Here is a 24,175-nt window from a genome sequence, read left to right on the forward strand (position 1 = left end):
TTTTTGATCATTTAATTTTTAATTATAAACTCATCTGAAACCGGAACCATGTTTTCTTTAATTTTCTTCCCTTCCCAAACTGTAAGCCTCAAAGCGTAGCCTTTCACATCTGCAGGCATGTTTAGTTTTGAAGACATTTTCATCGTTTTGTTTTTAGGAATTGTTCTAGAAGATTGCGAAGAACCTACTACATTGCCTTCTTCATTTAACAGTTCCAGCAGCATGAGGATATCTTGGTTTTTATTCTGTTTGTTAAACACTTCAACGTTTGCAGTAATCTTTTCATTAGGTAATAATTTTTCGATTATGTTGTTCTTTTTACCAACAAATGTTGCTGTTATATCTACAGCATACTCGGGTTTATTTACCCAATGAACTCGATATTCCTTTACCGACTTCCCATCTGTTGCTGAAACTTGAATAATCGATATTTCATCACCATCAATAATATTAACTTGCGCTCCCGGCTGACTAGCTTCTGCCACTAAGCTAGTTTTATCTTTTGCAGAAACGGTATATTTCTGTAGTCCTGGAGTGAAATTAGTTAATATTTCTCCATCAACCTTAATAGTCGATAATGTGGCATCTGTTTCAGGAATTGCAATTTCGTGCAGTTCACTTCCAAGAGCATAGTAAATACTACCGTTTGCTCCCACCGTCATATTATTCATAAAGTCTTCTACGAGTACTTTATGCGCCAAAGTTTCCGGATCAATTGCTATAAGTTTACGTGATAATGTTGTATATAGCATTCCATCCGGAGCCCATTGTAGTCGGTACGGTAACCATTTACTACTATTATATAGACTCGGACGAATTACTTTACTTTTAACAATTTCTTTCGTATCCGGATTCATCGCAAAAATTGTTCCATCTATTGCTCCCCATAGGTTTCCATCAGGTCCAAATGATAGCTCTCCAATCATTCTCGGTGTTTCGTCTATACCAGGGATTTCTGGAGTAAATTCTTCTATTTTTTGTCCTGTTTTAACATCCCATACAAATATTTTAGCTTCTGTAGCTTTTGGATCAATACCTAGACCGCCCCATACAGAAGTACTTCCATATAGCTTTCCATCTTTATACGCCAAGCCAATAATACTTTGATCTTGTACAACATTACGATATTGAGACCAAGTATCTGTCTTTTCATCATAAATTGCTAAGACACCACCTAAAACACCATAGTCGGGTACAGTTCCAACAAATAATTTGTCATCCCCAGATGTAATCGTGAATGGTCGATCTTGATGATCTGTAATATCATATTCAAAATTAGGATTACTATTTAAATCTACTGGCTTTAGTGGATCGTAACTATACATTATTGCCCCAACATAGGTACCATAGTAAACTTTCCCGTTTAAGAATCCTATGCCTTCAGGTTGTGCGAAAGATGGTATATTTACTTCAATTTCATCCGTAAAAGGATTATATATACTCAAGCCACGCTGGTAGCCACCCATATATAATTTTCCATCTTCTCCACTATGAAGTGCTTGGATTGCTACTGCTTGGGAAGATATATCAAGCTCAATAAATTCAACTGTATTGTTAGTTGGATTATATTGAATATATTCTCCATACTGAGTCACCATTGCCAAGACTGTTTCTCCACTGCTTAAGTTAATCCACTCCATGTCTTTTACACGCACCGTGTCAGGTAACAATGGAATACCTTCAATTAATGTTGATTTATTAAGCTCAAAATCATATTGAAATAATTCATTTTTAAATTTATAGTAAATAATATTTTCATTTAGAGGTGATGGCTCCGAAATCATATTACTATAACTAAATGTATTAAGTATTTCATTCGTCTCTAAATCTAGGACAAGCATAGTTATGGATCCAACTGAAACTAATAACTTCCCATTTACGATAAACATATTTTCAATCATTCCAGCTTGGCCGGAATGTCCTTCAATATCTACCTCTTCTTTCTCACCAGTAGCTCTATCTATTTTGAATAGATGCTTTGTAGTTCCAATACCTACATAAATATACTTATCCGTTACAGCAATACCTCTTGCATACTGCTGGCCTTCTTTTACATTTCCATAATCTCTGAATTTACCTGTAGCGATATCATATTCAAAAACACTAGCATGCGGATACGTGGATCCGTAGATCTTTCCATCTGTTGAAGCTTCTATATCCCATACCCATACATCAGAAGGGTTCGCTCCTAATTCCTCCACTTTTTTCTCTTCAGGTAAATAGCGATATAGCTTACCATCTGCAGTTCCAGCAAAATAGACATTTTTATCACTTCCTACTGTCATTGCCCAAAGAGCTTCCGTGTCAGCAATCACTTGTGAAAACTTCAGTTCACCCGTTTCCGCATCTAATACAGAGAATGTTCCCGGAAGTCCATTAGAATGATAATATACTTCATTTTCACCTAGGGAATTTTCTTGAATGACGGAAGCTTGTCCTAATTGAACTTGTACCATTTCTCCATGATTAACAGGAGTTTCATAGTTTCGATCCAAAGGAACATCTCCTGCTGCTAGTTCCCAAGTAACGTCATCAAAAAATGCCTTTGTTAAACTTATTGCTCCAGAATAAAAAGCTAACCGGGCATAAGCAGCATTTTCAGGTACGTCAGTAAACACTTTTAGTTCCGTCCATTGATTTTTTGGAAGGTTACCAAATAGTTCTATTTTTACTTTGTCTTTAATCTCGTTGTTCTTGCCATCATAATAGTGAACTTCGTATACAATATTATGAGTCTGCGATTCTACATTTGTCATAACTTTAGCTAAATAGGACTCCCCAGGAATTACTGCAACTTTTTCACTCAATACTCTTAGTCCTGCTTTATCGGATCCATCCTCGAATTTTAAGCTTTGAGTGCCGGTATTAGATTTTTCAGTGCTTAACGAAACTCCAGGCGTCCCACTATCTGGTGTCCAACCAGTAATAGTTTTCTCATCTTCAAGCGGCATTTCAAAACCTGCATTTACGATTCCTTTTGATATCTCTTCAGCTTGCTGTGACACTATTTTTTCACTTGAATCTTCCTCAGCAAATGTGGTGGCAGGTACAGAAGGTAATAAACCTATTACTACCATTGTGCAAATAATCGTATGTCCAATTAATCGATAATTATTTTTCAAAACGATTCACCCCTAAAATGTTTTTGGTATTGCAAATATTAAAAGCATAAGTGCTATAATTTGCCGTTGCTGAGAATCCTGAAGTGAATCATAGCAAACACTTAAGCTAAAAGGTAATGAGTTACTTACTTTCCAGTCCTTCATAATTACAAAACAGAATATTTAGATAATTAATCGCATAAATAATCCATCTTTGCTCCGTTACAATTCTTTCAAATAGATCCCATACTTTTTCCAAGGTTTAAAATCTAGCTTTTCATAGAATTCAACTAGAATTGTCCAATCAATAATAATTGTATTTATATCTCTTCCTTGTAAATAAGCCATAGCTGCTTCTACAACTTCTAGACCATACCCCTGTTTTTGCTCCTTCGGGTCGATACCTAATGGTCCAATTCCACCAATCTCCTGTTCAAACAAAGGACTCCAATATACATTTTGTGCAATAGATGGGGATAACGCATCATTCATCCTACAAAACCCAATAATGTTTCCATTTTTCTTAGCCACTACAAACTCTCTTCCTGTCCCTCCCATCTCAAAATATTTAATTGCCTCATATTCCCATCTTCCGGGAAAACATCTTTTTAAGAATGATAAAAAATCTTCCTTCTCTTTAATTGAAAGTACCGCAAAGGATGCTGAACTATTTTCAGGAAAGGGATATTTTTTAGACATATGATTAATCAGGTCGAATGTATTTATTTTATTGTAATAACCAAATTTCTCAAACCATCGTTGAACTTCCGAATATTCGTCAGGAATTCCTGAAAAATAATGAAAAGGTTCTCCAGCTAACTGTAATACTTCTGCACCATTCTCTATCAAGGCTGCTTCAGCATGTTTCAACAAAGAAGTACCTATTCCAATTCCCCTATGCTCACTATCTACTAATAGGACTTGAATCCACCCTCTTTTCGAATCCATTACGACCGGTGTATTTTCTTGCCACATTTTAGAGACTACAAATCCAATAACTTTCCCATTGCTGTCTTCCGCTATAAATGACCCTTGTTCTAAGACATTGACGTCTGCAAAGCTATTTTGAATAAATAGCTCCTTACGCATTGGAAAATCAATACTCAACTCTTTGTTCCAAAGTGATACTAATTCATCTACTCGCTCTCTATTCCATGGTATCAGTTTCATAACAGTCTCCTTTTCTAAAGGTACTCTATTACTTTTACCCAAAAGTTTCTTCCATTCGTTTAATTGGATCGTCTTCCATCCCCGAGCTCCAATATATTACCTGTTCGCAATTTGATAATTCCTTCTCCAATATTTCATACTCAACGTCTTGGACGGAAGTTTCATTCTTAATAGCAAGTGCTGCTGCAACTGCTGCAGACTGCCCTAAAATCATAAACACCGGTTCCATTCGAATAGAGCCATAAGCGATATGCGAACTGGACAAACAAACCGGGACTAATAAATTGGTACATTCATCCGCTTTTGGACGAATTGATCGATAGGAAATTTCATACGGTGAAATTGGTACTTGCACGTCTCCCTCGTTCACACATCTACCTTCTATAACAACTCGACGACAGTTATGGGAGTCCATATGAAAAGAAGCTAGACCGATAGAATCATTAATAAATTCTTGTTTTAAACAATTTCGATCAGTCATAACATAATCAGAAATCATTCTTCTAGCCTCTCGGATATATAACTGATGTGGCCAATGTCCTGTTTGCTCAAATTCATCCCTAGGTAGTCCCCATTCCGAGACTTCATCGCGTATTGATTGTGGAACTTCAGGTTCATTTGACAAGAAGTATAATAATCCAAGATCGTAATTCAAATGATCTTGATACATTCGCTCCCGTTTTTCATAGCTACCTTCCGGCCAATCGTAATTCATTCCAATATTGTCTGTTGAAACAGCTCCATGATTATTTAAATCAGATTTACCATTCGGTAGAGCGGTATGCAGTTTCATCGCATCCCAAACACCCGCTTTGATGTATCGAAGTAGTAATTGATATCGATTTGGATCATAGACAGGTGGTTTCGGAAAAGGGATACGATTAGTTTCATCTTTCGTTAAACAAATACGAAAATTATAAGCTTGAATTCTATGATCTCCCTGCCCCTGAAAACCAAGTGATTCCTGCCTGTATTCCGTAATTCCTGGCAATAGCCCAGATTCCGGTAAACCTTCCACTACATACGGGTCTATCCACTTTTCAAACTTATGATGCGGTGCGCCAAATTGCACACCATTGTAAATTTCTTTATACGTGGCATTTGATTCTCGACCTACAAAATAGGAAACTCCAGCCAGAGCTAGTAAGTCACCTTCGTATGTACAGTCTAGAAATATTTTCCCCTTGTATGAAGTACCATCCTCCATCACTATTTCAGAAATATTAGTTTGATTTTTCTTCACTTCTTTTAAATGCTGTCTATAATAGATAGGAATATCATACTTTTCCATCCATTGATCAAACACGTGACGAGCAACTTTTGGCTCGAACTTCCATTGCTTTTGTTTTCCATAATACTGTGCTATTGCATCGTAAAATTCTCTGGAGAGCCCTCCCACTGCATCCTCCGCACCTAGATCCGTCGCTCCTAATCCACTTGTCGTCATCCCACCAATATTGCCACTGAATTCGGCAATTACTACAGTTAGACCCATTCTTTTCGCTTGAATAGCTGCAGTTAGACCGGCAGGAGTCCCTCCATAGATAACCAAATCCTTTTCAACAACAGACGGGTTTTTCTTTTTTTCAGTTGGCACATAATAATGTAGATTGTTAAAATCCATTAATAAGACCTCCGTTTACTACTTCTTTTTACTCATCATGTTTTCCCACTCATTTGCATAAACTTTGTTTATCAGTCGAAGATAGTAAATATAAAATAGAGTCATTTCTTTTTGTGAAAAAGAATTATAGTTATCCTTCCTTTGAAGCACTAATAATGATTCTATTCCTGATAACTCAATAGTGGATAAATACTTATCTACGCCCTTGAGTTCAGTGGAAATTTGTTTTGAATTCGCAGATTGCATAACTTTTTCCGGGTCAACAACTCTCTCGGGAAATAGCGGGACATTCCATCTAGTAAATGGAGAAATCAATTTTTCTAAATCTAAAAGCATCTTTCTAAAAGTATCTTTCTCTTCCTGGAAAACAGAGAAGTACTCTTCCAATACAATCTCAAGCTCTTCCCCCCATGCGACACGCGAGTATATATAATTATTTAAATGATGAATCCACTTCCAAGGATAATTAGCACTTACTACCTGATTTGTTGGTTTTCGATGCATTGGAACAATTAAATTTAATGCACCTTGTACTTGCAATTGTTTATAATCCTGTAAATCACTTGCTATTCTAGTAAGAAGCGGCGGAAAAAGCTCACTTAACATAAAGTGATCACTATAATATTCTAAGACTGTTAAAGAGCGTCCCTGACTAATCGCCTGGGTGTTCCAATCGTCTAAAGTGCGTTTTGCCTTAACTTGGTTAGGTTCACTGGAATGTAGTGAATTGGAGTAGTCTCTTCCCCAATATGCGTATAAGACATCTACTTCAGCGGATACTTCCGTTTGCCTTCTTTCGAGCATGTCCCATGATAGTCCAGCATTATAAACTATATACTCAACCTCGACTTCTAAGTTAGCAGCCTTTAACGATGAATTTAGTCTCTCCGTAAAACGAATATAATTTGATAAAAATCCATCTGCATTTTTTTCTTCTATCCCTACGTCCTCTGGCCATAACGAGATTCTGGTTATTACTTCATCCTCACTACAAATTGATATTATCTTATTAATCACTTCATCTTGAAGCGCTACATTTTCCGCAAAAAACTCTAGGTTCTCGTAATTATTTATCTGATTATTTTCTTGATCTTTTTGGATTTTGCCAAGTAAATATTTTAGGCTATGTCCTCCCAATGTTACTTGCACATCACGTTTTTTTAACCCGGGTCTAACGTAGGATTTTATTTCATCCCATAAAAAGAAAGTAAAGAAAAATTCATTTTGACCGTTCTTCACACCCCAATCAATGAGGGAATTTATGTACCCAGGGTCATTTATCGTTTCCAAAATATTTCCTCGCCTAACAAACATCGGTTCGTGGGTAAATACTTCCTTGTCGTCACTATCTTGTAGTTCTACCATTTCCTCTTTATCCAAGTGAATCCACTGGTAGCCCAAGAATTTTTTACAATACTCATATACTCCATATAAAAGGGCTCTAGGCTCATTTCCAATAATCCACAAGTCGTTGCCCGCTGAAACGAACGCAAAGCCATCAGCATTAATATTGGGAACATTTTCTGCCGAAATCATTTCCCGGTATTGAATAGTAGTAATTAAGATAATTCTTTTATCAGCTTCATTTGCTTCTGGTAGATAGGTTTTATCATGTATGGAGCTCTCATAACCAGCTTTTTCTACTAACCTTTTTAACTCTTCAATCGCAAATAGAATAGTCTCGTGACTTTGACAATAAATTATTTTCAGCACAATTTTTAACACCTTTCTAAGGAAAAATGGGTAAAAGAAATGTCCTGCCCTTTATGTCAAAACCTGTTTCTACCGTTTTCAAAGGGCTATGGACAGACACCTTGCTATATTATTATCGAATGAATTTTTAGTGATATTGGTTGGCCATTCGCCACTATTATTCATGCTTTCAAGGTCCATGATTCCAGTATTCAAAGGATACTTTATTTATATTTTTTAAAAGCTCAAGCGCCTATGCAAGCCATGACTAGCCTGGAGCTAGTCAATTAAGAGTAAAAGATGCTTTCTTTTACCGAAACAACTAGTTGCTTTTTATTAGTCCTTTAATATCACTACCTCTTTTAACTCATTCGACTCGTAAGCAGCTAAAGCAACTTCCAATGACTTTAATCCATCAAATCCAGTTATCGATGGCTGTTTACCTTCTCTTATGCAATTTACGAAATCTAAGATCAGACCGAAGTCCATATCATTCCCAAAGAAATGGTGTTCAAGCGATTTCTTTCCGTTAGAAAAAATTCTAAAATGCTCTTTGAAAGCATCTACCTTTACCGTTTCTTTTGTACCGATTACTTCAATTGTGACATCTCCCCATGTTGGATATTCAGTAAATCGGGACCAGCTTGCATCATGAGAAGCTATGACACCGTTCGCAAATTCTAAGGTTAGTAAGCCAACGTCATCTATATCTATATTATGGAAGTATGAATCGACGTAAGATTTTACCTCTACAACTTCCTCGTTTAAAAACCAGCGCATTATATCTACCATATGCACTGTATGATCTAATACCGCCCCCCCACCTGATTGAGCTTTGTCTATAAACCAACCATCAGGATTTTGGCCGCGATTCGTTGTTCGAAAGGCTAGTATCTCTCCTAACTCACCTTGATCAATCATTTTTTTAAGCTCTTGAATTGGAGAGCTAAAGCGAACAGGATAAGCAATTTGCAACGTAACATTATGCTCTTCACAAACTTCAATCATCTCATTAGCATCTTCAACATTCGTTGCGATTGGCTTTTCACATAAAATATGCTTCTTGGCTTTTGCAGCGTTTACTACCATTTCTTTGTGACGACTATTCTCACTACAGATAATTACTGCATCCATACTATGGTTTAAAAAATCAGTCTGATTAGAATAATGGGGGACATTATATTTTGCAGACACCTCTTTACCTCTGTTAATATCCTCATCAAAAATAGCTGCTATCTCTACATGAGGGATTTTCTCTAAGCTATCTGCATAGCTATAAGCATGCATATGGGCAAAGCTCATTATGCCAATCTTCATTTTTGAGCACCTCCATCTAAAAGTTTTTGGAAGTCGTCTAATTGTAAAAAAACTTTTTCATCTAGAACTCTTGCGGAGCTTAGAATAGCATCTACCGAATAAGTTAATGGAGATTTCGTCTTATCGTTTGGAGTTATCGGTTTCATTTGATCACTGTCAAATTCAACAATACTTTTTATACCACTCCATTCAAGCTCTATCTTCTCTTGATTACCGACTGTATATTCGATATGTGCCATCGTTCCATTCTCAAAATGTAGCATGATAATCATGTGTCTTGGGACTTTGGATGAATCTGTTTTATTTATATGAATATCTTTTAGTTCACCAAACAAAGAAGAAAACATATATAATTCTCCAGCCATCAATGATTGAAGACTTTCTTTACTACTAGTGCGTCTAAATCTAAAAACTCCTTTGGGTTGAGGTTCATTCTTTATGATTTGGGAGAAACTATGGAAAAATGGAAAGGCTTCCAATTCAAAGTAAACAAAGACTTGATCGTTCCTATGCTTCTCCATTAACAAGCTGTATGGCAAATATATATTTTCTTTTTTACTAGCTATAGCTTTTGCATATTCCGTCGTAGCTACTACGTAATTAGTATTTTCATTACTACTCCCTGAAATCTCATCTAGCGACTTTAAAATGGTTAGATTAGCTAGAGTGGAGTGAGTATTTATTTTTTCTAAATCACTGAGAATAATATTACCGATGATTTCCGCCCTCCTCATTTAACAATTTTCTTAAACGATTAACAGCCTCTTCATTTGCCAGTTTTGCATCATCTACACCTTCATACTCTATCGATAGCCATCCATTGTATTGGACTTTCTTTAATCCATTTACAATATATTCAAGATTTACTTTTCCATCCCCTGGTATCACTCCGATCAATTCGATGCCTTCTGTCGATCGAAAACCATTCAACTGCTCATTTTCTACTTTTTCACGAAAATCTTTGAAGTGAACATGAACTACCTCATTTTTCAACTGCTCAAATGCTTCCTCTGGAGACTCATGAACAAGCAAAAAATTCCCCGTATCAAATGTCGATTTTACATACGGACTATTAACTTTTTGAATTATATTATTTACTTGATCACTTTTGCCTGCTAATAATCCATGGTTTTCTATAGCAAGGTACACTCTTTCTTTTTCAGCCAACTCAGCACATTCTTTTAAGCCGTTCACGATTAAGTCAGCTCCGTTTTCAAAGGTCAAATTCTCATCGATATCTCCGCAAAATACACGAACTATATTAGTACCTAACTTTTTGGCAACTCGAATTCCATCTAAAACTTTAAGCACTTCTTTATCATGTTCTTCTTTAGAGTCCTTCACAAAATTATTCGATACATCATAAGCAGATACTTCTAAATTATTTTTCTTCAAAGCCTCTTTTATTGATTTAATCTCTTCTTCTTTATCGTTAGGAGTTTTCCAGTAAAAATCTAGTAACTCTACACCATCTAAAGAAATACTCTTTGCATAATCAATAAAATCAAGCACAGACCAATTTTCCTTCTTTATAGTAGAAGCTAAACTGTACATACTTACACTTACCTTCATCATAATCCCGCCTTTAGATAGCATTCACCAAATGTTTCATGATAAATGACAATTTATTTTCTTCGTGAAACGGATTATTCTCATGTGTGAATTGAGGATATACCTCTATTCTTTTTTCAGTTGATGACAAATGATTATATGCAGCAAAAACCGTAGACGGTGGGGTTACTGCATCCTCAAGCCCTATCGTCATTAGTGCTGGACAAGTAATTTCATCACAGAAATGAACGGAATCTATATAGCCTAAAGTGCGCATTACTTTATCGTAAGTTTTATATTGAGGATCAGTTAGCTTAAAATAATTTACAATCTCCATGTACGGTCCTAGATTCGCTACTTCTAATGCACGTTCAAAATGGGCAATAAATGGGTAATCCGCAATAACAAGGTCAACCTTTCCAATGAGTGCCGCTAAGCTAAGGGCTAACCCACCACCTTGTGAGGAACCTGTTAATCCTAACTTAGTCACTGCTACTGGAGCGTCCTCAGATCTTATCCATCGTTCTATCATGAGTAGATCCCTATAGACATTTGTATAATAATAGTTTGTTGGATCCTGAATCCCTTTTAGCATCCATCCAGGAGTTCTACTGCCATTTAAATATTTTGCAAAATCTGGAGAGTTGCCTTGACCACGAACGTCAAAAGAGTATACAGCTACACCTAGGGAAGTCCATTTCAAGTAGTCAATCGGCAATCCACAACTTCCGGTATAGCCATGAAAGTTTATAATAACTGGGCAATTATCAACAGACTTAGGCTTTATCAAAAAGCCTGTTAATGGTGTACTATCCCAGCTTTTAAAGGTAATATCTGCCACCTCAACTGTTGGTACCGGATAGTTTCTCCACCCTACATCTACAAATGGAAGAATCGATATGAGGTCATTTTTTTGTTTCTCCCAAAATAATTTAAAATCAGTAGGTTTATTAGTAAGGCTTGGCTTATACTCTCTTAGTTCCTCAATCGGTAAATCTCCAACCTGTCTACCCATAATTATCCCACACGATCATTTATTTATTTTTTCATAAAACGATTGCGGCCACTCCAATTCAAAGCCGTCCATTCTTAGTCGCTTTTGAAAATCTACTAACAGATCTTTATCTTTCCGAACCTCTTTTGGAGTTACATCATTTTCTAAACAAAATGCTACTAATGCTCCACATGCTTCTCCTATGTTCCATTCAGTTGGATGCAATCGATAACAGCCATTCGTTATGTGTGTAGTTCCAATATTTTTACAACCTGCCAATATATTATCTGCATCTTTCGGAATGATTGCTCCTAGTGGAATATGATAAGGCAGAGCCTGAATATCGAGATATGTGCGCCCAGAAATACTAGGATGTAGATCAATACTATATGAACCTATACCAATTCGATCCTCATATAGCTTCCCTGTCTTTCCGCTATTAAATAGTGGAGAAACATCCTGTTCGACAATCGTATATTCAGCTTGTATCCGTCTAGATTCTCTAATATAAGGAGCTTTCGCCAAGCCATCTTCCGTCCCGAATATTTCCTTATGTAACTTTAATCCGGGATATCCCTTTCCTCCGTCCGGTCTTGGAGCTTCCGTTTGCAACCAATATAAAAGCGATAGACTTAATTGTTTTGCTTGATATATATTTTTTTCTTTTTCTTCTATTGATACATCATAAATATTGCCTAAGAAGTAATCACTTTGGGGCCAATTCATTAAACTAACGTCTTTTGAATCATTAAAAGAACGAAACTGATTTTCATCATAAATACGGCGATACTCCCATAGCGGAAATCCACTTTCTTCTCGGAACAGCGAGTATCTTCTTTTTTCCTTTGTTATTGGATGAGGAGCAAAGAAGCTCAAATATTTGTCAGGCCAAATATTCGGGTGGAACTCTTTCCAAAATGTATACATTTTCGGCTTTTCGATAACATGATTTTCTCCTTCTCGATTTTCCATCGCTAGTACGTAAGTAAAAGCTTGAATATCAATAGGATCCGCTTCTTCTAAAGCATTAGGTTCATTCCATTCACTCTTTCCTTCAGCTCCCGTAACGTATGGTAGCTTCGCTAGAGGAAGTAAATCACCTGATTCTGTTGCATCCACAAAATATAAGGCTGTATATTCGGCTGCCTTCCCAGTTTCTATATTTACAACAGAAACATCAACTAATTTTCTCCCCTCTCTATTTACTGACTTCACCACCGTATTTAACTCAATTGTTAGTAAGTTTCTTAATACGTATGGTAAAAGCATTTCATTTAAAACATGTAAACTGACTCGTGGATCATGACAAATATTACTGACAAGACCATTTCCGGGATTAAATTTATCGTTTTTCTCTAGAGGGTCCATCATGTTTGTATAAAAGTCTCTTACTTTTTCTCGATATGTTCTATATCTTTTAGTTGAACCGAACTCTTCAATCCATGGATGTTCATCAGGAGGCACTCCCTGTGAAGTAGACTGTCCTCCGATCCAATCCGTCTCCTCTATTAAAATTACCTTTAATCCTTTTGCACATGCGGATAAAGCTGCAGCACATCCGCCTAGCCCGCCACCGACGATTACCAAATCTATTTTATTTGTATTCATTTATAAATATATTTCTTTCCCAGTTTCAGCAGATTCATATACCGCATTTAACATTCTCATCACTTGAACGCCATCTTCAACTGGAGCTAACGTCTCTTTTCCTGCTATACAGCAATCAACAAAATGATTTATTTCGTTTGTAAATGCACCAACAAAGTCAAAACTTAGGTTATCAATTTGAGGAGTGATGTTTAAAATAGTATTATTTTTCTCCGTTACCATTGCTATCTCTGGTTCTATTTCTGCTCCACCTTTTTCTCCAAACAACTTCACATAGAGTTCATCTTCCTTTGCATGCAGCGTAAAACTAACATCGACGTATAAAGATGCACCATTTTCAAATCGAATAAGCGCGTTTGCTAAATCCTCTACATCATTTAAGCTAGAATCATAGTCTGCAGCCTTGTAAAATGACAGATTTTCTATATTGCTTCTGTTTCCTAACTTAGAATATACATTCCCACTTACCGAAACCGGACGTGGTTTCCCCATCAAGTACCAACAGATATCAACCATGTGCACACCTAAGTCTAAAAGCGGCCCCCCTCCAGATTTTGAACTGTCACTGAACCAACCTCCAGGATTGCCCAGTCTCCTTATACAAGAAGCTTTGGCATAATATATTTCTCCGAGCTCACCCTGATCGATAAATTGCTTAAGAATTTTTGTATTACTTCCATGCCTTCTAACAAAACCAACTTGTAATATCTTACCGGATTTTTTTACAGCAGCTTCTACAGCCAATGCCTCTTCAACTGTTAAACTAAGTGGTTTTTCTACAAGCACATGCTTTCCTGATTCTAAGGCTGCAACCGCTATTTCTGCATGCGTATTATTCCATGTACAAATACTTATGGCATCTATCTCACTATTTTGTAGTAGTTCTATATAATTGTTATAAAGATTTGTAACTCCATATTTTTCACCTGCATCAGCTAGACGTTGGTCATTGCTATCACACAATGCAAACAACTGTACCTTCTCGTTTGAGATATAAGGATTTATATGAAACTCCGAAATGGATCCTCCACCGACTACTCCAACCTTTAACATAATATTGACCTCACTCCTCTTTCTAATTGTTATAAGCAATAATAGAAGTTAACACTTGTGATTTTTTATCTAATAAATCTTTATAAGCACCTGGAGCATTATTAAAATCAACTGTTTCTGTTAAAAATGGTTGTACGTCTATCCGCTTTTTATCTACTAAACGAAGATATTCAGCCACGTTTCTGCCTTCCGTCCAGCGGACATAACCATATGGATAGTCCATTGCTTGTAGCTCATATTGTTTGTCATATCTGCCTGGTCCACCAGCACGAGAAATAAGGATTTGTGCTTCTTTAGCAAACATAAGGTCACGAGGAAAATCTGGTTCTATATCTCCTACAATTACTACTTTTCCTTGGTTTCTAATCCACTTTAAGCTTTCATGAGTTAAAGGGGAACGCTTTCCTCCTGCACATAATAAAACTGCATCAGCTCCTTTGTTATGGGTAGCGTTCATCAGTTCATTTTCCATATCTCTGATCGAAGAAAAAGAGTTTATCCCATCCTGTTGGAGCATACTTACTCGCTCCTCTGAGATATCAAGTGCTATAACATTTAAGGCAGCTGCATTAGCTATTTTAGCTATCATTTGTCCTAGTAATCCTAAACCGACCACGACCACCGTTTCTCCAAATTCAAGTTTAGCCACTCTTAAAGCGTGAATAGCAATTGCTCCTATTCCCGCTAATGCAGCTTGTTTAGGTTCCATATTCTCAGGTACTTTAGCGCATAATGTTGTAGGCACTAGAAGGTACTCGGCATGCCCTACGTATGGAGCCCCATAGCATGCTACTACATCTCCAATCTGATAGTCTGAGACACCTTCACCACATTCTTCCACGACTCCCACTGCACTATATCCTAAAGAGATTTCCTTTCCCTCACTAACTCCGATAAGTTCAATCTCAGTTCCTGGAGATACTGCTGAGAAAAGAGTTTTTATCAATAAAAAAGAAGGTTTAACTCTAGGGCTTTCTCTTTCTAATATATGAACCGCACCATTACTTGCAACGATTGATTTCATTTGACACACTCCTTAGTTGGAGAACCATTTTGTTAGATTTTCTTTCACAAAAGCATCGTCATTTAAGTGTGGATACTCTGCATACACCCGATCAATCTCTTCATGTTGGTTTGGACTTAGTTTCTCTTTATCCATTAAACACCAATTCCCTCGAAGTAGACCCTGTCTAGTTAACACTTCATTTATACCAGCAATACTTCCTTTGAATTGGTTGTTTGGATCAAAAAAAGCAGCATTTGCATCTGTTATTTCTTGACCTAAAGTTAACAATTCACTTGGAATTTGTTCCGCTGATTTATAGGTAGAAATCTTATCAAAAATCTCTACGGCTGTTTTCGTCCAAACTGACCAATGACCAAGTAGTCCACCAACAATTTGTTTCGTTAGTTTTTTATCTCCAACACTAATTTTATATGTTGTTAATAGATCGTTTACTATATTGTCATCATTGCCAGTATAGATAGCTATTTCTTCATTTCGCTCCGAGTTACATACCGCCCGTATAACGTCTATTGTTTGATATCTGTTAAAAGGAGCAATTTTAATCGCATGGACATTAGGAATATTGGCTAGTTGCTTCCAAAAATCATAAGAAAGAACCTTACCCCCAACGGCCGGCTGCAGATAAAATCCGATTACAGGAATAATTTCCGCTACTATTTGAGTTCGAGCAATTAACTCTTCCTCTGAAGCATCTTGGAGTCCACCCATACTTAGTAAACCAAGGTCATAGCCGATCTCCTTTAAAAACGTTGCTTCTTCCATCGCCTGTTCTATTGGTCCACTAATACCTCCAATTTTAATGAAAGAATCAGATACCTTTGCTTTGTTCATTTCTTCTATCGCAAGAGTTAATACTCTTTTATACAAATTAAATTGAGGGTCCCTTATTTCAAACTGAGTTGTATGTACTCCAACCGCAACTCCGCCAACACCTGCATCTATATAATATCGGGTTAACGCTCTCTGACCAGCTTCATCCAGTTGTCTATCCTCAGTTAGAGCTAGTGGATGAGCAGGAATCATCGCACCTTCTAATAAGCTTTTCTTTACCTCTTGCTTCAACATTAAAACGCCCCTTTTCTCTCTTGGAAGTGAGTTGGCTTATTATAAGTTTCGCCTTTGTTAGTTAACCAATCAGCTGTCAGATCAAGCATTTGCTGAAGCGAGACTTTTGGATAGCCAAATAATTGGTGTGCTTTAGATGCATTATTCAACAATGCAGTAGTCTGTTCCTCATTTTCAAATACAGGAGAGACATTAAACCGTTTGCCAAATTCCTCTGCTAACCAGCGAACTGATAGAGTTTCGGGACCTGTAACGTTTAACAATCTTGGTGGAGTATCACAGTGCAATAAAGAACGAACTGCATATTCATTGGCATCCCCTTGCCAAATAACATTGACACTTCCCATTGTAAGGTCCACTGCTTTACCTTCTAAAACACTTTTAGCAATTTCCAATAAAACTCCATATCTTAAGTCAATTGCATAATTTAAGCGAAACATAAGCATTGGAGTTTTGTTTTTATAAGAAAAACTAGATAATACACGTTCACGACCTAAGCAAGATTGAGCGTACTCACCAATTGGGTTTGGTGATACTTCCTCTGAACAGTTTCCATTAATTACATTTGTTAATGGGTAGATATTACCAGATGAGAATGCAACGATTCGTGAGTTTTTAAACTTTTCAGCTACTCTTCCCGGTAAATAAGCGTTCATTGCCCAAGTAAAATGCTCATTGCCTGTTGTACCAAATTTATTTCCAGCCATAAAAATGACGTTTTTCACATCGGGAAGCGCTTGAAGCTCTTCATCATTGAGTAAATCTACAGCTATAGTCTCGATTCCACACTCTTCAAGTTCTTCTCTTAATTCCCCTGACGAAAACCGAGATGCGCCAATTACCCTTTTTTGTATACCAGCTTCCATAATTGCACGTTTTGTCATTTTTGCTAAAGTAGGTCCCATTTTTCCACCCACTCCTAATATCAATATATCTCCATCTACTAATTTAATATCTTCAATTAGGTTGGTAGATGGCTTTGTCATAAAATCCTCTAATTCTGTTAACGTCTTCATTTAATCACTCCTTCTTATTTGTTTAATTGATTATTAAAGGTTATGTCTTTAAACTGTCTTTAAATAATTAAAATTCTAGTTGTTCTTCAACATTAGTATTTACGTTACATTTTGACATTTTCATATACAAAACTTAAGATAGATTTAACATTACATTTAAAGACAATACCATTTAGGAGGAATAGCATGTGGCAAGTAAAAATGCACTAAATGACACCTCCGATATAAAAATCGGGATTATTGGACCAAAAGATCTAGTGAATGAATCAAGAGAAACTTTAATGGCTTTCCCTAATTTCAAACCTGTTTTTCGCATTATTGAACAGGACAGTCAAATTCATGACATTACGAAAGAATTAATAAAAGATGTAGAAGTTTTAATGTTCACAGAATTTCATGCTTATAGTATTGCGAAACAACTAATCGATTTTAAAATCCCTGTACATCACATGCCCCTAATGGGCACCGGGCTTTACAGATCATTATTTCTTATAAAAATTGCATATCATTTAACAAGTTTATCTATTGATACTTTTGATAAAGATTACGTCGAACAGATTTTGTTAGAACTTGAAGAGGATAACTATAATTTACTAGTCTACAAGAGCAATAAACCTAGTCCAGGAATCAATGAAATTGTTAACTTCCACATTCATAACTACAGAAGTAATAACTCAATAGCTCTTACTGGAATTACGGATGTTGCTAAACAACTAGACATTCTTCAAATTCCATATCAATGGGTAACACCTACACAGCAAGATATGATTGTCTCTTTCGAAAGAGCTTTACTAGCAACAGACACTAGAAGAAACAAAGAATCTCAAATTGTATTTGGATTAATCAATATCGATAACTTTAAAAATGTCACAGCAAAATATTCCTCTGAGCATGATGTACAATTGTTAAAATTGAAATTGCAACAAATGCTACTAGAATATATTAAAATGCTAGATGGACATCTCATCAACCTAGGCGGTAATGAATATTCTTTTATCACTACTCGAGGTATTTTCGAGCGTGAAACAAGAGGTTACAAATTTATTCCTCTGTTACAAGACGTAAAAAATGATCTTGGTGTGACAATAAGTCTCGGTGTAGGCTTCGGGCGAACAGCTGCTGAATCTGGAAATCATGCAAGATTAGCACTTCGACAATCGCTCGATTTGGGTGGAAACGTCTGTTACATAGTACGAGAAGACCAAAGTGTTTTGGGCCCAGTAGACATAACAACCTACAAACAATATGAACAATATAATTTGGCGATTACCGATCCACAGTTACTAGACAAAGCAGAAAAAGCTGGAATGTCCGCATCCTATATGACAAAACTAATGGCTCGTGTCTCTAGGCATAAGAAAATTGAATATACCGCTCAAGAGTTAGCGTCCACACTTAATGTCACAATCCGAAGCGCAAACCGTATTCTGTTGAAATGGACTGATGCTGAATTAGTCGATATTGTTGGAGAAGAAAAAGTAACTCACAAAGGAAGACCACGCCGCATTTATCGGTTAAGCTTTATTGATGAAGAACAACGATAATGCTTTTCTTCCAAAGTCGGGGTGTTTCACGCCCCTTCTTTTTAAAGTTAAATAATAATCTCTTCCCCACTGAAACTACTTTCAGTAGCTGCTTCTAAAAAGCGAATAATTTCTGTCGTTTCCTCTAAGGGAACTCTAGTATTTTCATCAGTGAAAAAAATCATTATTTGCTCCAACAAACTTGCATAGTAAGGTTTAATATCCAAGTCTGCATTCACATATTCACTACCTTTTTCAAAATGAATTACTGCACCAAACTGATTATTTCCCTTTCGATTCCCTCTTACTGTTCCTATTCGCCCGTCTTTCCACACAGCTGTAAGTACGTCATGATCAACTGTCTTCACTGTTTTTACGGATTTCGCTCCTTGCCCTAAAATTGTAAATAGCATTTCTACTGCATGAATACCGTACCAAAAGTAGCCTGCCTGGTTTAAATCCATTGGTCCAAAACAATCAGCCCCAATTATTTCTCCTTTTTCTGAAGTTTGCAGTATACGAGTTAAGCTTTCTGAATATCGAAGTGCTGATGAACTCATTAATGGTGTACCAAACCGATTAGCCAATTCAACCATCTTTTTTGCCTCTTTAGTATTTAAACTAAATGGTTTGTCAACGAAAACTGGCTTTTTCCATGCTATTATTTCTTTTAACTGTTTATAGTGAACCGCTCCATCTACCGACTCTAGTAGAATCGCATCACTATTTCTTACCACGTCTTCAATTGATTGAACAATTTCTATAGAGTAATTGTCCCTTAATTCTTTCGTGAACTTCTCCACTCTAGAATTGCTTAGTTCAAAATCCGGTGATCCTCCGGGGAAAGCAATAACAACTTTCCCGCCCTTAATGTAATGAGGATTATCGGAATCATTTAATAGCTTTGTGAAAGCAATGACGTGGGAAGTATCTAAGCCAACAATGCCAATAGATAGTTGTTTGATCGTTACCCCTCTCCTTAATTAGCTAGAATTTACTTCAAGCCAGACATTTGAATTCCCTCTGTGAAAAATCTTTGGAAGAATAGGAATATGAGAAATGTCGGTATAAAGGAGACAGCTGAACCTGCCATCTCTATTCCAAAGTTCCCTTCTTTCCCTAAAATGGATGCCAAACCTAGCGTTACTGGAAACATCTTTTCTTGAGTCAAATATATCAATGGTTGAAAAAGATCATTCCAGTTAGATATAAACGAAAAAGTACCAACTGTTGCAACAACAGGGACGGATAAGGGCAAAATAATCTTAAAGAATACTTGCAGATCATTTGCACCATCTATATAGGCCGCTTCCTCTAAATCATTTGGTATCCCTTGCAAAAATTGCCTTACTAGAAATACCCCCATAATACCCCAAATTTCTGGTACAATCAGTGCCCAATATGTATTTATCCATCCAAAATCGGAAAACATAATGTACTTAGGGATGATTAGTAGTTGTTGTGGAATCATGATAACTCCCATGAATACCCAAAATATAAACTCTCTACCAATAAACTGCTTTTTAGCAAAGATATAACCTAGTATTGCGCAGAATAACATTTGACTAAATACAGGGATTACCGTAATGACAACAGAGTTCCATATCCATCGTAAAAACAACCCATCGCTCAAAATGTATTTATAGTTTTTTAATGTAGGGTCATCAGGAATCCAAAACAGCGGATCTAATTGGGCATATTCCACATCTTTTAAAGAACCTAAAACCATAATGATAAAAGGCATTAAAAAACAAAAACCTAATACAAATAAAGCTATATATGAAACTACTTTTTTCATTTTTCATCCTCCTTTCCGAAAATTAATAATGGTTGGATTCCTTGCCAAGATACCTTCTTTGTATCAGAGAAATTATTAAAATGATAAAGAATAATACGTATGACAGCACAGCTGCATAGCTTAAATTAAGACTTGTAAATCCTTGAGAGTATAAATAATATACAATGGTTGTTGTTGCATAATTCGGTCCTCCGCCAGTTAACAAATACGCAGAGTCGAATATTTGAAACGAACCAATCGTTGTAGTAATTGCTACATAAAAATGAATTGGTTTTAATAATGGAAAAGTTACATTCCAAAATATTTTAAAAGGAGATGCACCATCAATTCTTGCAGCTTCATATAGTTGTCTATCAATAGATTGTAAGCCAGCAAAATAGTAAATCATTGTACTACCAGCTACTTTAAAAACACTTAAGCCTGCCAAAACTGCGAGAGCTTGACTTGAATTCGAAAGAAAAAGTTGTGGTTCGATTCCAACGAAACCAATAATATAGTTAATCATCCCTTCTTCTGTCCCACGAAATAACCAACCCCATATACCAGCAATGATTACAAAAGAAGTGACAACCGGAAGGAAAAATACCCCTTTAAATAATTTTGCTCCCCTTACTCCCGAGTTAATGATAAGGGCTAATATCAAACCCAGTGCCATTGTAGGAAGAATATAATAGATAGAAAATTTGACTGTATTCCAAATAGCCTTCCATGCGAGTGAATCATTCAACAAATACTTCCAATGCTTTAACCCTACAAATTCAGGATCACCAATTACTCTCCAATCCATAAATGTAAGATAAAAACTTAGCAAAAATGGGTAGACCTGAAAAATTGCAAAGTGAATTAAAATAGGGATCAATACAATATAAACAATCGCATTCTTCTTCCACTCTTTTTTCAATCTTATGAGAAGTGGCTTCTTTCTTTCTTTAGAAGTCAGTGTATTACTCAGTGTAATCACCCTTTCCTATGTAAGTTAATAGAGAGTTTGATCTCTCTTGGACCAAACTCTCTATTAACTGTTATTAATTTACTTTGGCTTTAATAGCCTCTGCTGCAGCATCCGCAGCTTCTTTAGGAGTTTTCTTGCCTTCCATCATTGTTTGCAACTCTGCTTGGATTAAAGGCATAATTGTACGACCCTCTGGATGAATAACTCCTGGTAATGCATATTCTGTATACGTTGCAAGCTGTGCCATATACTTTTGATCTCCAAAAATATCTTTTGCAGATTCTCTTGTTGGAATATATTGCGTAACGGTATTAAATTTCCTTTGGTTTTCGGCATTCGTCATCACTTTAATAAATTCGGCTGCAGCATCTGGATTATCTGTATTAATAGGAGCTACAAACATCCCAGTAGTTCCATAAGTAACTTGCTTTTTGTTTTTCAAAGGTGGAGCAATGACAAATTCAAACGTATCTTGACCTAACATACGGCTAACAGAAATACCAGAACCTTGTACGGAAAGCATTTTACCGCCATCCCATAATGCATTATGTTCCATCGCTGTAATTGAATCTTTTGGAGTCCATTCTTCCTGGTACATTTTGTTGATAAATTCAAATGCTTCTACTCCAGCTTCGTTGTTAATCAACACTTCATTATCTGCAGTCAAAACATCCCCGCCAGCTTGCCATAAGAACGGATATAGTGTTCCATTCATAGATCCACCACCTTGGAAGCTCGTTGCATAGTAACCTTTTTCTTTTGCTTTTACAGCCCATGCTTCAAACTCATCCCAAGTTGTAGGTAGTTTCGCTGGATCCTCACCAATTGCTTTCACAATGTCCACATTGTATAAGTAAGTATATGCTTCTTGAAGAATCGGAAGCCCATATACTTTATCTTTCCAAGTCGTTGAAACTAGTGCTGAATCCACAAAATCATCCATATCGTTATCTTCTAGATACGGATCTAATTCTAATAGCATCCCAGCATCTGCATATTGTGGCATTTGGTCTGGAATAACATAAAATACATCTGGTCCATTATTAGCAGCAAGAGCAGTAAGAACCTTTTGATCTCTATTTGCCCAAGGAATTTGTTCAAAGTTTACCTTTACACCTGTTTCCTCTTCATATGCAGCAATTATTTCATTCCACATGACACCTTCTGTTTCCTGATCACCTGTAAATGGATGAGCCCATACTGTAATTTCTCCTGAAAGACCTTCTTCGCTAGTACCCTCTTTTGGTTTATCTCCCTCTGCTCCTTCATCGCTACAAGCAGCTATTAAAGCACCAAATAACAATAGTAATAGAACTAAACTAAATTTCTTCATCTCTTTGACCCCTCTCAAATTAGTTAATACGACATCCCCAGTGTCTGATAACCTATCACTATATTATTTAGGCCTCCCTCCAATTAGAAAAACATTTATTCAAATGAAATAAGAGTCTTATAACAATTCATAACACTTATCTCAATTCATCCGATTTAAAATTAACAGAAATTACTAAATAATTCGTTAACTTTTTAAAAGCATATATTATTTTTTATAAAGAGACAAGTCTATTAAGTGTCTTTAATTGAGGACGAGAAAATATTGTTCTGATTATTTGTTATTGCCTTTTGATCCATTCTTACATATAGTATTTTCAAGAAGGGACTGGTCTAATGAATTGGGAAAATTTTAGTACACTAGCTTATAAAATAATGACTTTGGCATACATAAATTTACTATGGATTCTTTTTAGCATCGTGGGCTTAGGTATTTTTGGTCTATTTCCGGCAACTACAGCAATGTATGCTATCACTCGAAAATTAATCATTGGGGAAACTAATTTTAAAATCTTTTCTGTGTTTTGGGGTTATTTCAGAAAAGACTTTCTAAAAGCAAATGGTTTTGGCGTCATTATAGTCATCACCGTTTACATTTTATATTTAGACTTTATGTTTGTAATACAAAAGAATGATTTCCAATTTCTATTACCAATTTTCTTATTTATTTTAATAGCTTTTATAGTCACATTAATATTTTTATTTCCAGTGTATACACATTTTAATTTACGTTTTTTCCATTACATAAAACAATCTTTCTTCATAGCCATCACATCGCCGGTTGAATTAATGGCAATCAGTGCTTCAGCGATCGTAATCTATTTTTTACTGACACTCTTCCCAGGAGCTATCCCCTTATTCTCTGGTAGTGTTTTTGCTTATATTTCTACTTTTCTAAGCTTTAGAGCCTTTGAACGAATAGAAAAAAAGAAAAACACACAATTACTAAAGTCCACTAACGAGTTTCGATAGTGCAGTACAAAACGAGTAGAGCATCGCGATTAATATTGCGGTGCTCATTTTTTAAAAAGATAAGATAGTATATAAAAATGTCTCGTTAACACTGGGTAAGGAGACTAGTAAGAATAAATAATGCTATGATTTCCGTTTCCGGTGGAGACAAAGGAACGATGACTAAGAGCGCCACCTCGTGTGGTAACGCCTTCGTGAGGTGAGTGATGAGCTAACACCTTCGCTAGCGCATCGTTGTGATAACTCATCTGTCTCACAAGCACGAGGGAGAGACTACAGGCTCGAGCAGTGCCCACGGAAAGCGTCCGACCAGAGCTACAATGGCATATCTGGGTTTTGTTCTTAAAGAACTGGGCGTCTTTTGCCCGGTTTTTCTTATT

The 24,175-nt window shown here is 36.3% G+C and carries 19 protein-coding genes; 2 read left to right on the top strand and 17 right to left on the bottom strand.

Annotated features, from left to right (window positions below; translation table 11 throughout):
* Window positions 1–11: 11 nt before the first annotated feature.
* From BLR36_RS11240 to BLR36_RS11300, 13 genes are all read right to left on the bottom strand, one after another.
* On the bottom strand, window positions 12–3,122 hold the full coding sequence (locus tag BLR36_RS11240) for a carbohydrate binding domain-containing protein (protein ID WP_093061841.1): 3,111 nt from the start codon (window positions 3,120–3,122) through the stop codon (window positions 12–14).
* 201 nt (window positions 3,123–3,323) lie between these two features.
* Complete coding sequence (locus BLR36_RS11245; RefSeq protein ID WP_093062040.1) at window positions 3,324–4,271, bottom strand: GNAT family N-acetyltransferase; 948 nt, start codon at window positions 4,269–4,271, stop codon at window positions 3,324–3,326.
* A 34-nt stretch (window positions 4,272–4,305) separates the two neighbouring features.
* Window positions 4,306–5,895 (bottom strand): FAD-dependent oxidoreductase, encoded by a 1,590-nt coding sequence (locus tag BLR36_RS11250; protein WP_093061842.1) that lies wholly within the window; start codon window positions 5,893–5,895, stop codon window positions 4,306–4,308.
* Window positions 5,896–5,913: 18 nt separating this feature from the next.
* Window positions 5,914–7,608, bottom strand: a complete 1,695-nt coding sequence (locus BLR36_RS11255; RefSeq protein WP_175454054.1) for an alpha-glucuronidase family glycosyl hydrolase — start codon at window positions 7,606–7,608, stop codon at window positions 5,914–5,916.
* Between the two features lie 315 nt (window positions 7,609–7,923).
* Window positions 7,924–8,904 carry a Gfo/Idh/MocA family protein gene (locus tag BLR36_RS11260; RefSeq protein ID WP_093061844.1) on the bottom strand — a complete coding sequence of 327 codons (981 nt, stop codon included), beginning with the start codon at window positions 8,902–8,904 and terminating at the stop codon, window positions 7,924–7,926.
* Window positions 8,901–9,638: a hypothetical protein gene (locus BLR36_RS11265; protein ID WP_093061845.1), complete on the bottom strand. Its 738-nt coding sequence runs from the start codon at window positions 9,636–9,638 to the stop codon at window positions 8,901–8,903. Before BLR36_RS11265 ends, BLR36_RS11260 begins: the two co-directional genes overlap by 4 nt.
* Entirely contained in the window at window positions 9,613–10,476 is an 864-nt protein-coding gene (locus BLR36_RS11270) for a sugar phosphate isomerase/epimerase family protein (protein ID WP_093061846.1), read from the bottom strand. Before BLR36_RS11270 ends, BLR36_RS11265 begins: the two co-directional genes overlap by 26 nt.
* Window positions 10,477–10,489: 13 nt before the next feature.
* Window positions 10,490–11,470, bottom strand: a complete 981-nt coding sequence (locus tag BLR36_RS11275) for an acetylxylan esterase (protein ID WP_093061847.1) — start codon at window positions 11,468–11,470, stop codon at window positions 10,490–10,492.
* Window positions 11,471–11,485: 15 nt separating this feature from the next.
* Window positions 11,486–13,057: an FAD-dependent oxidoreductase gene (locus BLR36_RS11280; protein ID WP_093061848.1), complete on the bottom strand. Its 1,572-nt coding sequence runs from the start codon at window positions 13,055–13,057 to the stop codon at window positions 11,486–11,488.
* Window positions 13,058–14,110, bottom strand: coding sequence for a Gfo/Idh/MocA family protein (locus BLR36_RS11285; protein WP_093061849.1), 1,053 nt, complete (start codon window positions 14,108–14,110; stop codon window positions 13,058–13,060).
* Window positions 14,111–14,132: 22 nt separating this feature from the next.
* The gene (locus tag BLR36_RS11290) at window positions 14,133–15,134 is read right to left on the bottom strand and encodes a zinc-dependent alcohol dehydrogenase (protein WP_093061850.1); all 1,002 of its coding nucleotides are present in this window, start codon (window positions 15,132–15,134) and stop codon (window positions 14,133–14,135) included.
* A gap of 12 nt (window positions 15,135–15,146) precedes the next feature.
* The gene (locus BLR36_RS11295; RefSeq protein WP_175454055.1) at window positions 15,147–16,202 is read right to left on the bottom strand and encodes a dihydrodipicolinate synthase family protein; all 1,056 of its coding nucleotides are present in this window, start codon (window positions 16,200–16,202) and stop codon (window positions 15,147–15,149) included.
* On the bottom strand, window positions 16,202–17,218 hold the full coding sequence (locus tag BLR36_RS11300; protein WP_093061851.1) for an NAD-dependent epimerase/dehydratase family protein: 1,017 nt from the start codon (window positions 17,216–17,218) through the stop codon (window positions 16,202–16,204). Before BLR36_RS11300 ends, BLR36_RS11295 begins: the two co-directional genes overlap by 1 nt.
* Window positions 17,219–17,406: 188 nt before the next feature.
* On the opposite strand from BLR36_RS11300, the gene BLR36_RS11305 reads away from it, so the two are divergent.
* Window positions 17,407–18,762, top strand: coding sequence for a GGDEF domain-containing protein (locus BLR36_RS11305; protein ID WP_093061852.1), 1,356 nt, complete (start codon window positions 17,407–17,409; stop codon window positions 18,760–18,762).
* A 47-nt stretch (window positions 18,763–18,809) separates the two neighbouring features.
* Here BLR36_RS11305 and BLR36_RS11310 read toward each other — a convergent pair whose 3' ends face one another.
* The 4 genes from BLR36_RS11310 to BLR36_RS11325 form a co-directional block, all read right to left on the bottom strand.
* Window positions 18,810–19,544: a Gfo/Idh/MocA family protein gene (locus tag BLR36_RS11310; RefSeq protein WP_371326719.1), complete on the bottom strand. Its 735-nt coding sequence runs from the start codon at window positions 19,542–19,544 to the stop codon at window positions 18,810–18,812.
* A gap of 191 nt (window positions 19,545–19,735) precedes the next feature.
* On the bottom strand, window positions 19,736–20,539 hold the full coding sequence (locus tag BLR36_RS11315; RefSeq protein WP_093061854.1) for a carbohydrate ABC transporter permease: 804 nt from the start codon (window positions 20,537–20,539) through the stop codon (window positions 19,736–19,738).
* A gap of 22 nt (window positions 20,540–20,561) precedes the next feature.
* Entirely contained in the window at window positions 20,562–21,479 is a 918-nt protein-coding gene (locus tag BLR36_RS11320; RefSeq protein WP_093062042.1) for a carbohydrate ABC transporter permease, read from the bottom strand.
* 85 nt (window positions 21,480–21,564) lie between these two features.
* Window positions 21,565–22,824, bottom strand: a complete 1,260-nt coding sequence (locus tag BLR36_RS11325) for a sugar ABC transporter substrate-binding protein (RefSeq protein ID WP_093061855.1) — start codon at window positions 22,822–22,824, stop codon at window positions 21,565–21,567.
* Window positions 22,825–23,159: 335 nt separating this feature from the next.
* On the opposite strand from BLR36_RS11325, the gene BLR36_RS11330 reads away from it, so the two are divergent.
* Entirely contained in the window at window positions 23,160–23,795 is a 636-nt protein-coding gene (locus tag BLR36_RS11330) for a YesL family protein (protein ID WP_093061856.1), read from the top strand.
* Window positions 23,796–24,175: the final 380 nt, after the last annotated feature.

This window comes from Psychrobacillus sp. OK028, assembly GCF_900103605.1.
Taxonomy (GTDB): Bacteria; Bacillota; Bacilli; order Bacillales_A; family Planococcaceae; genus Psychrobacillus.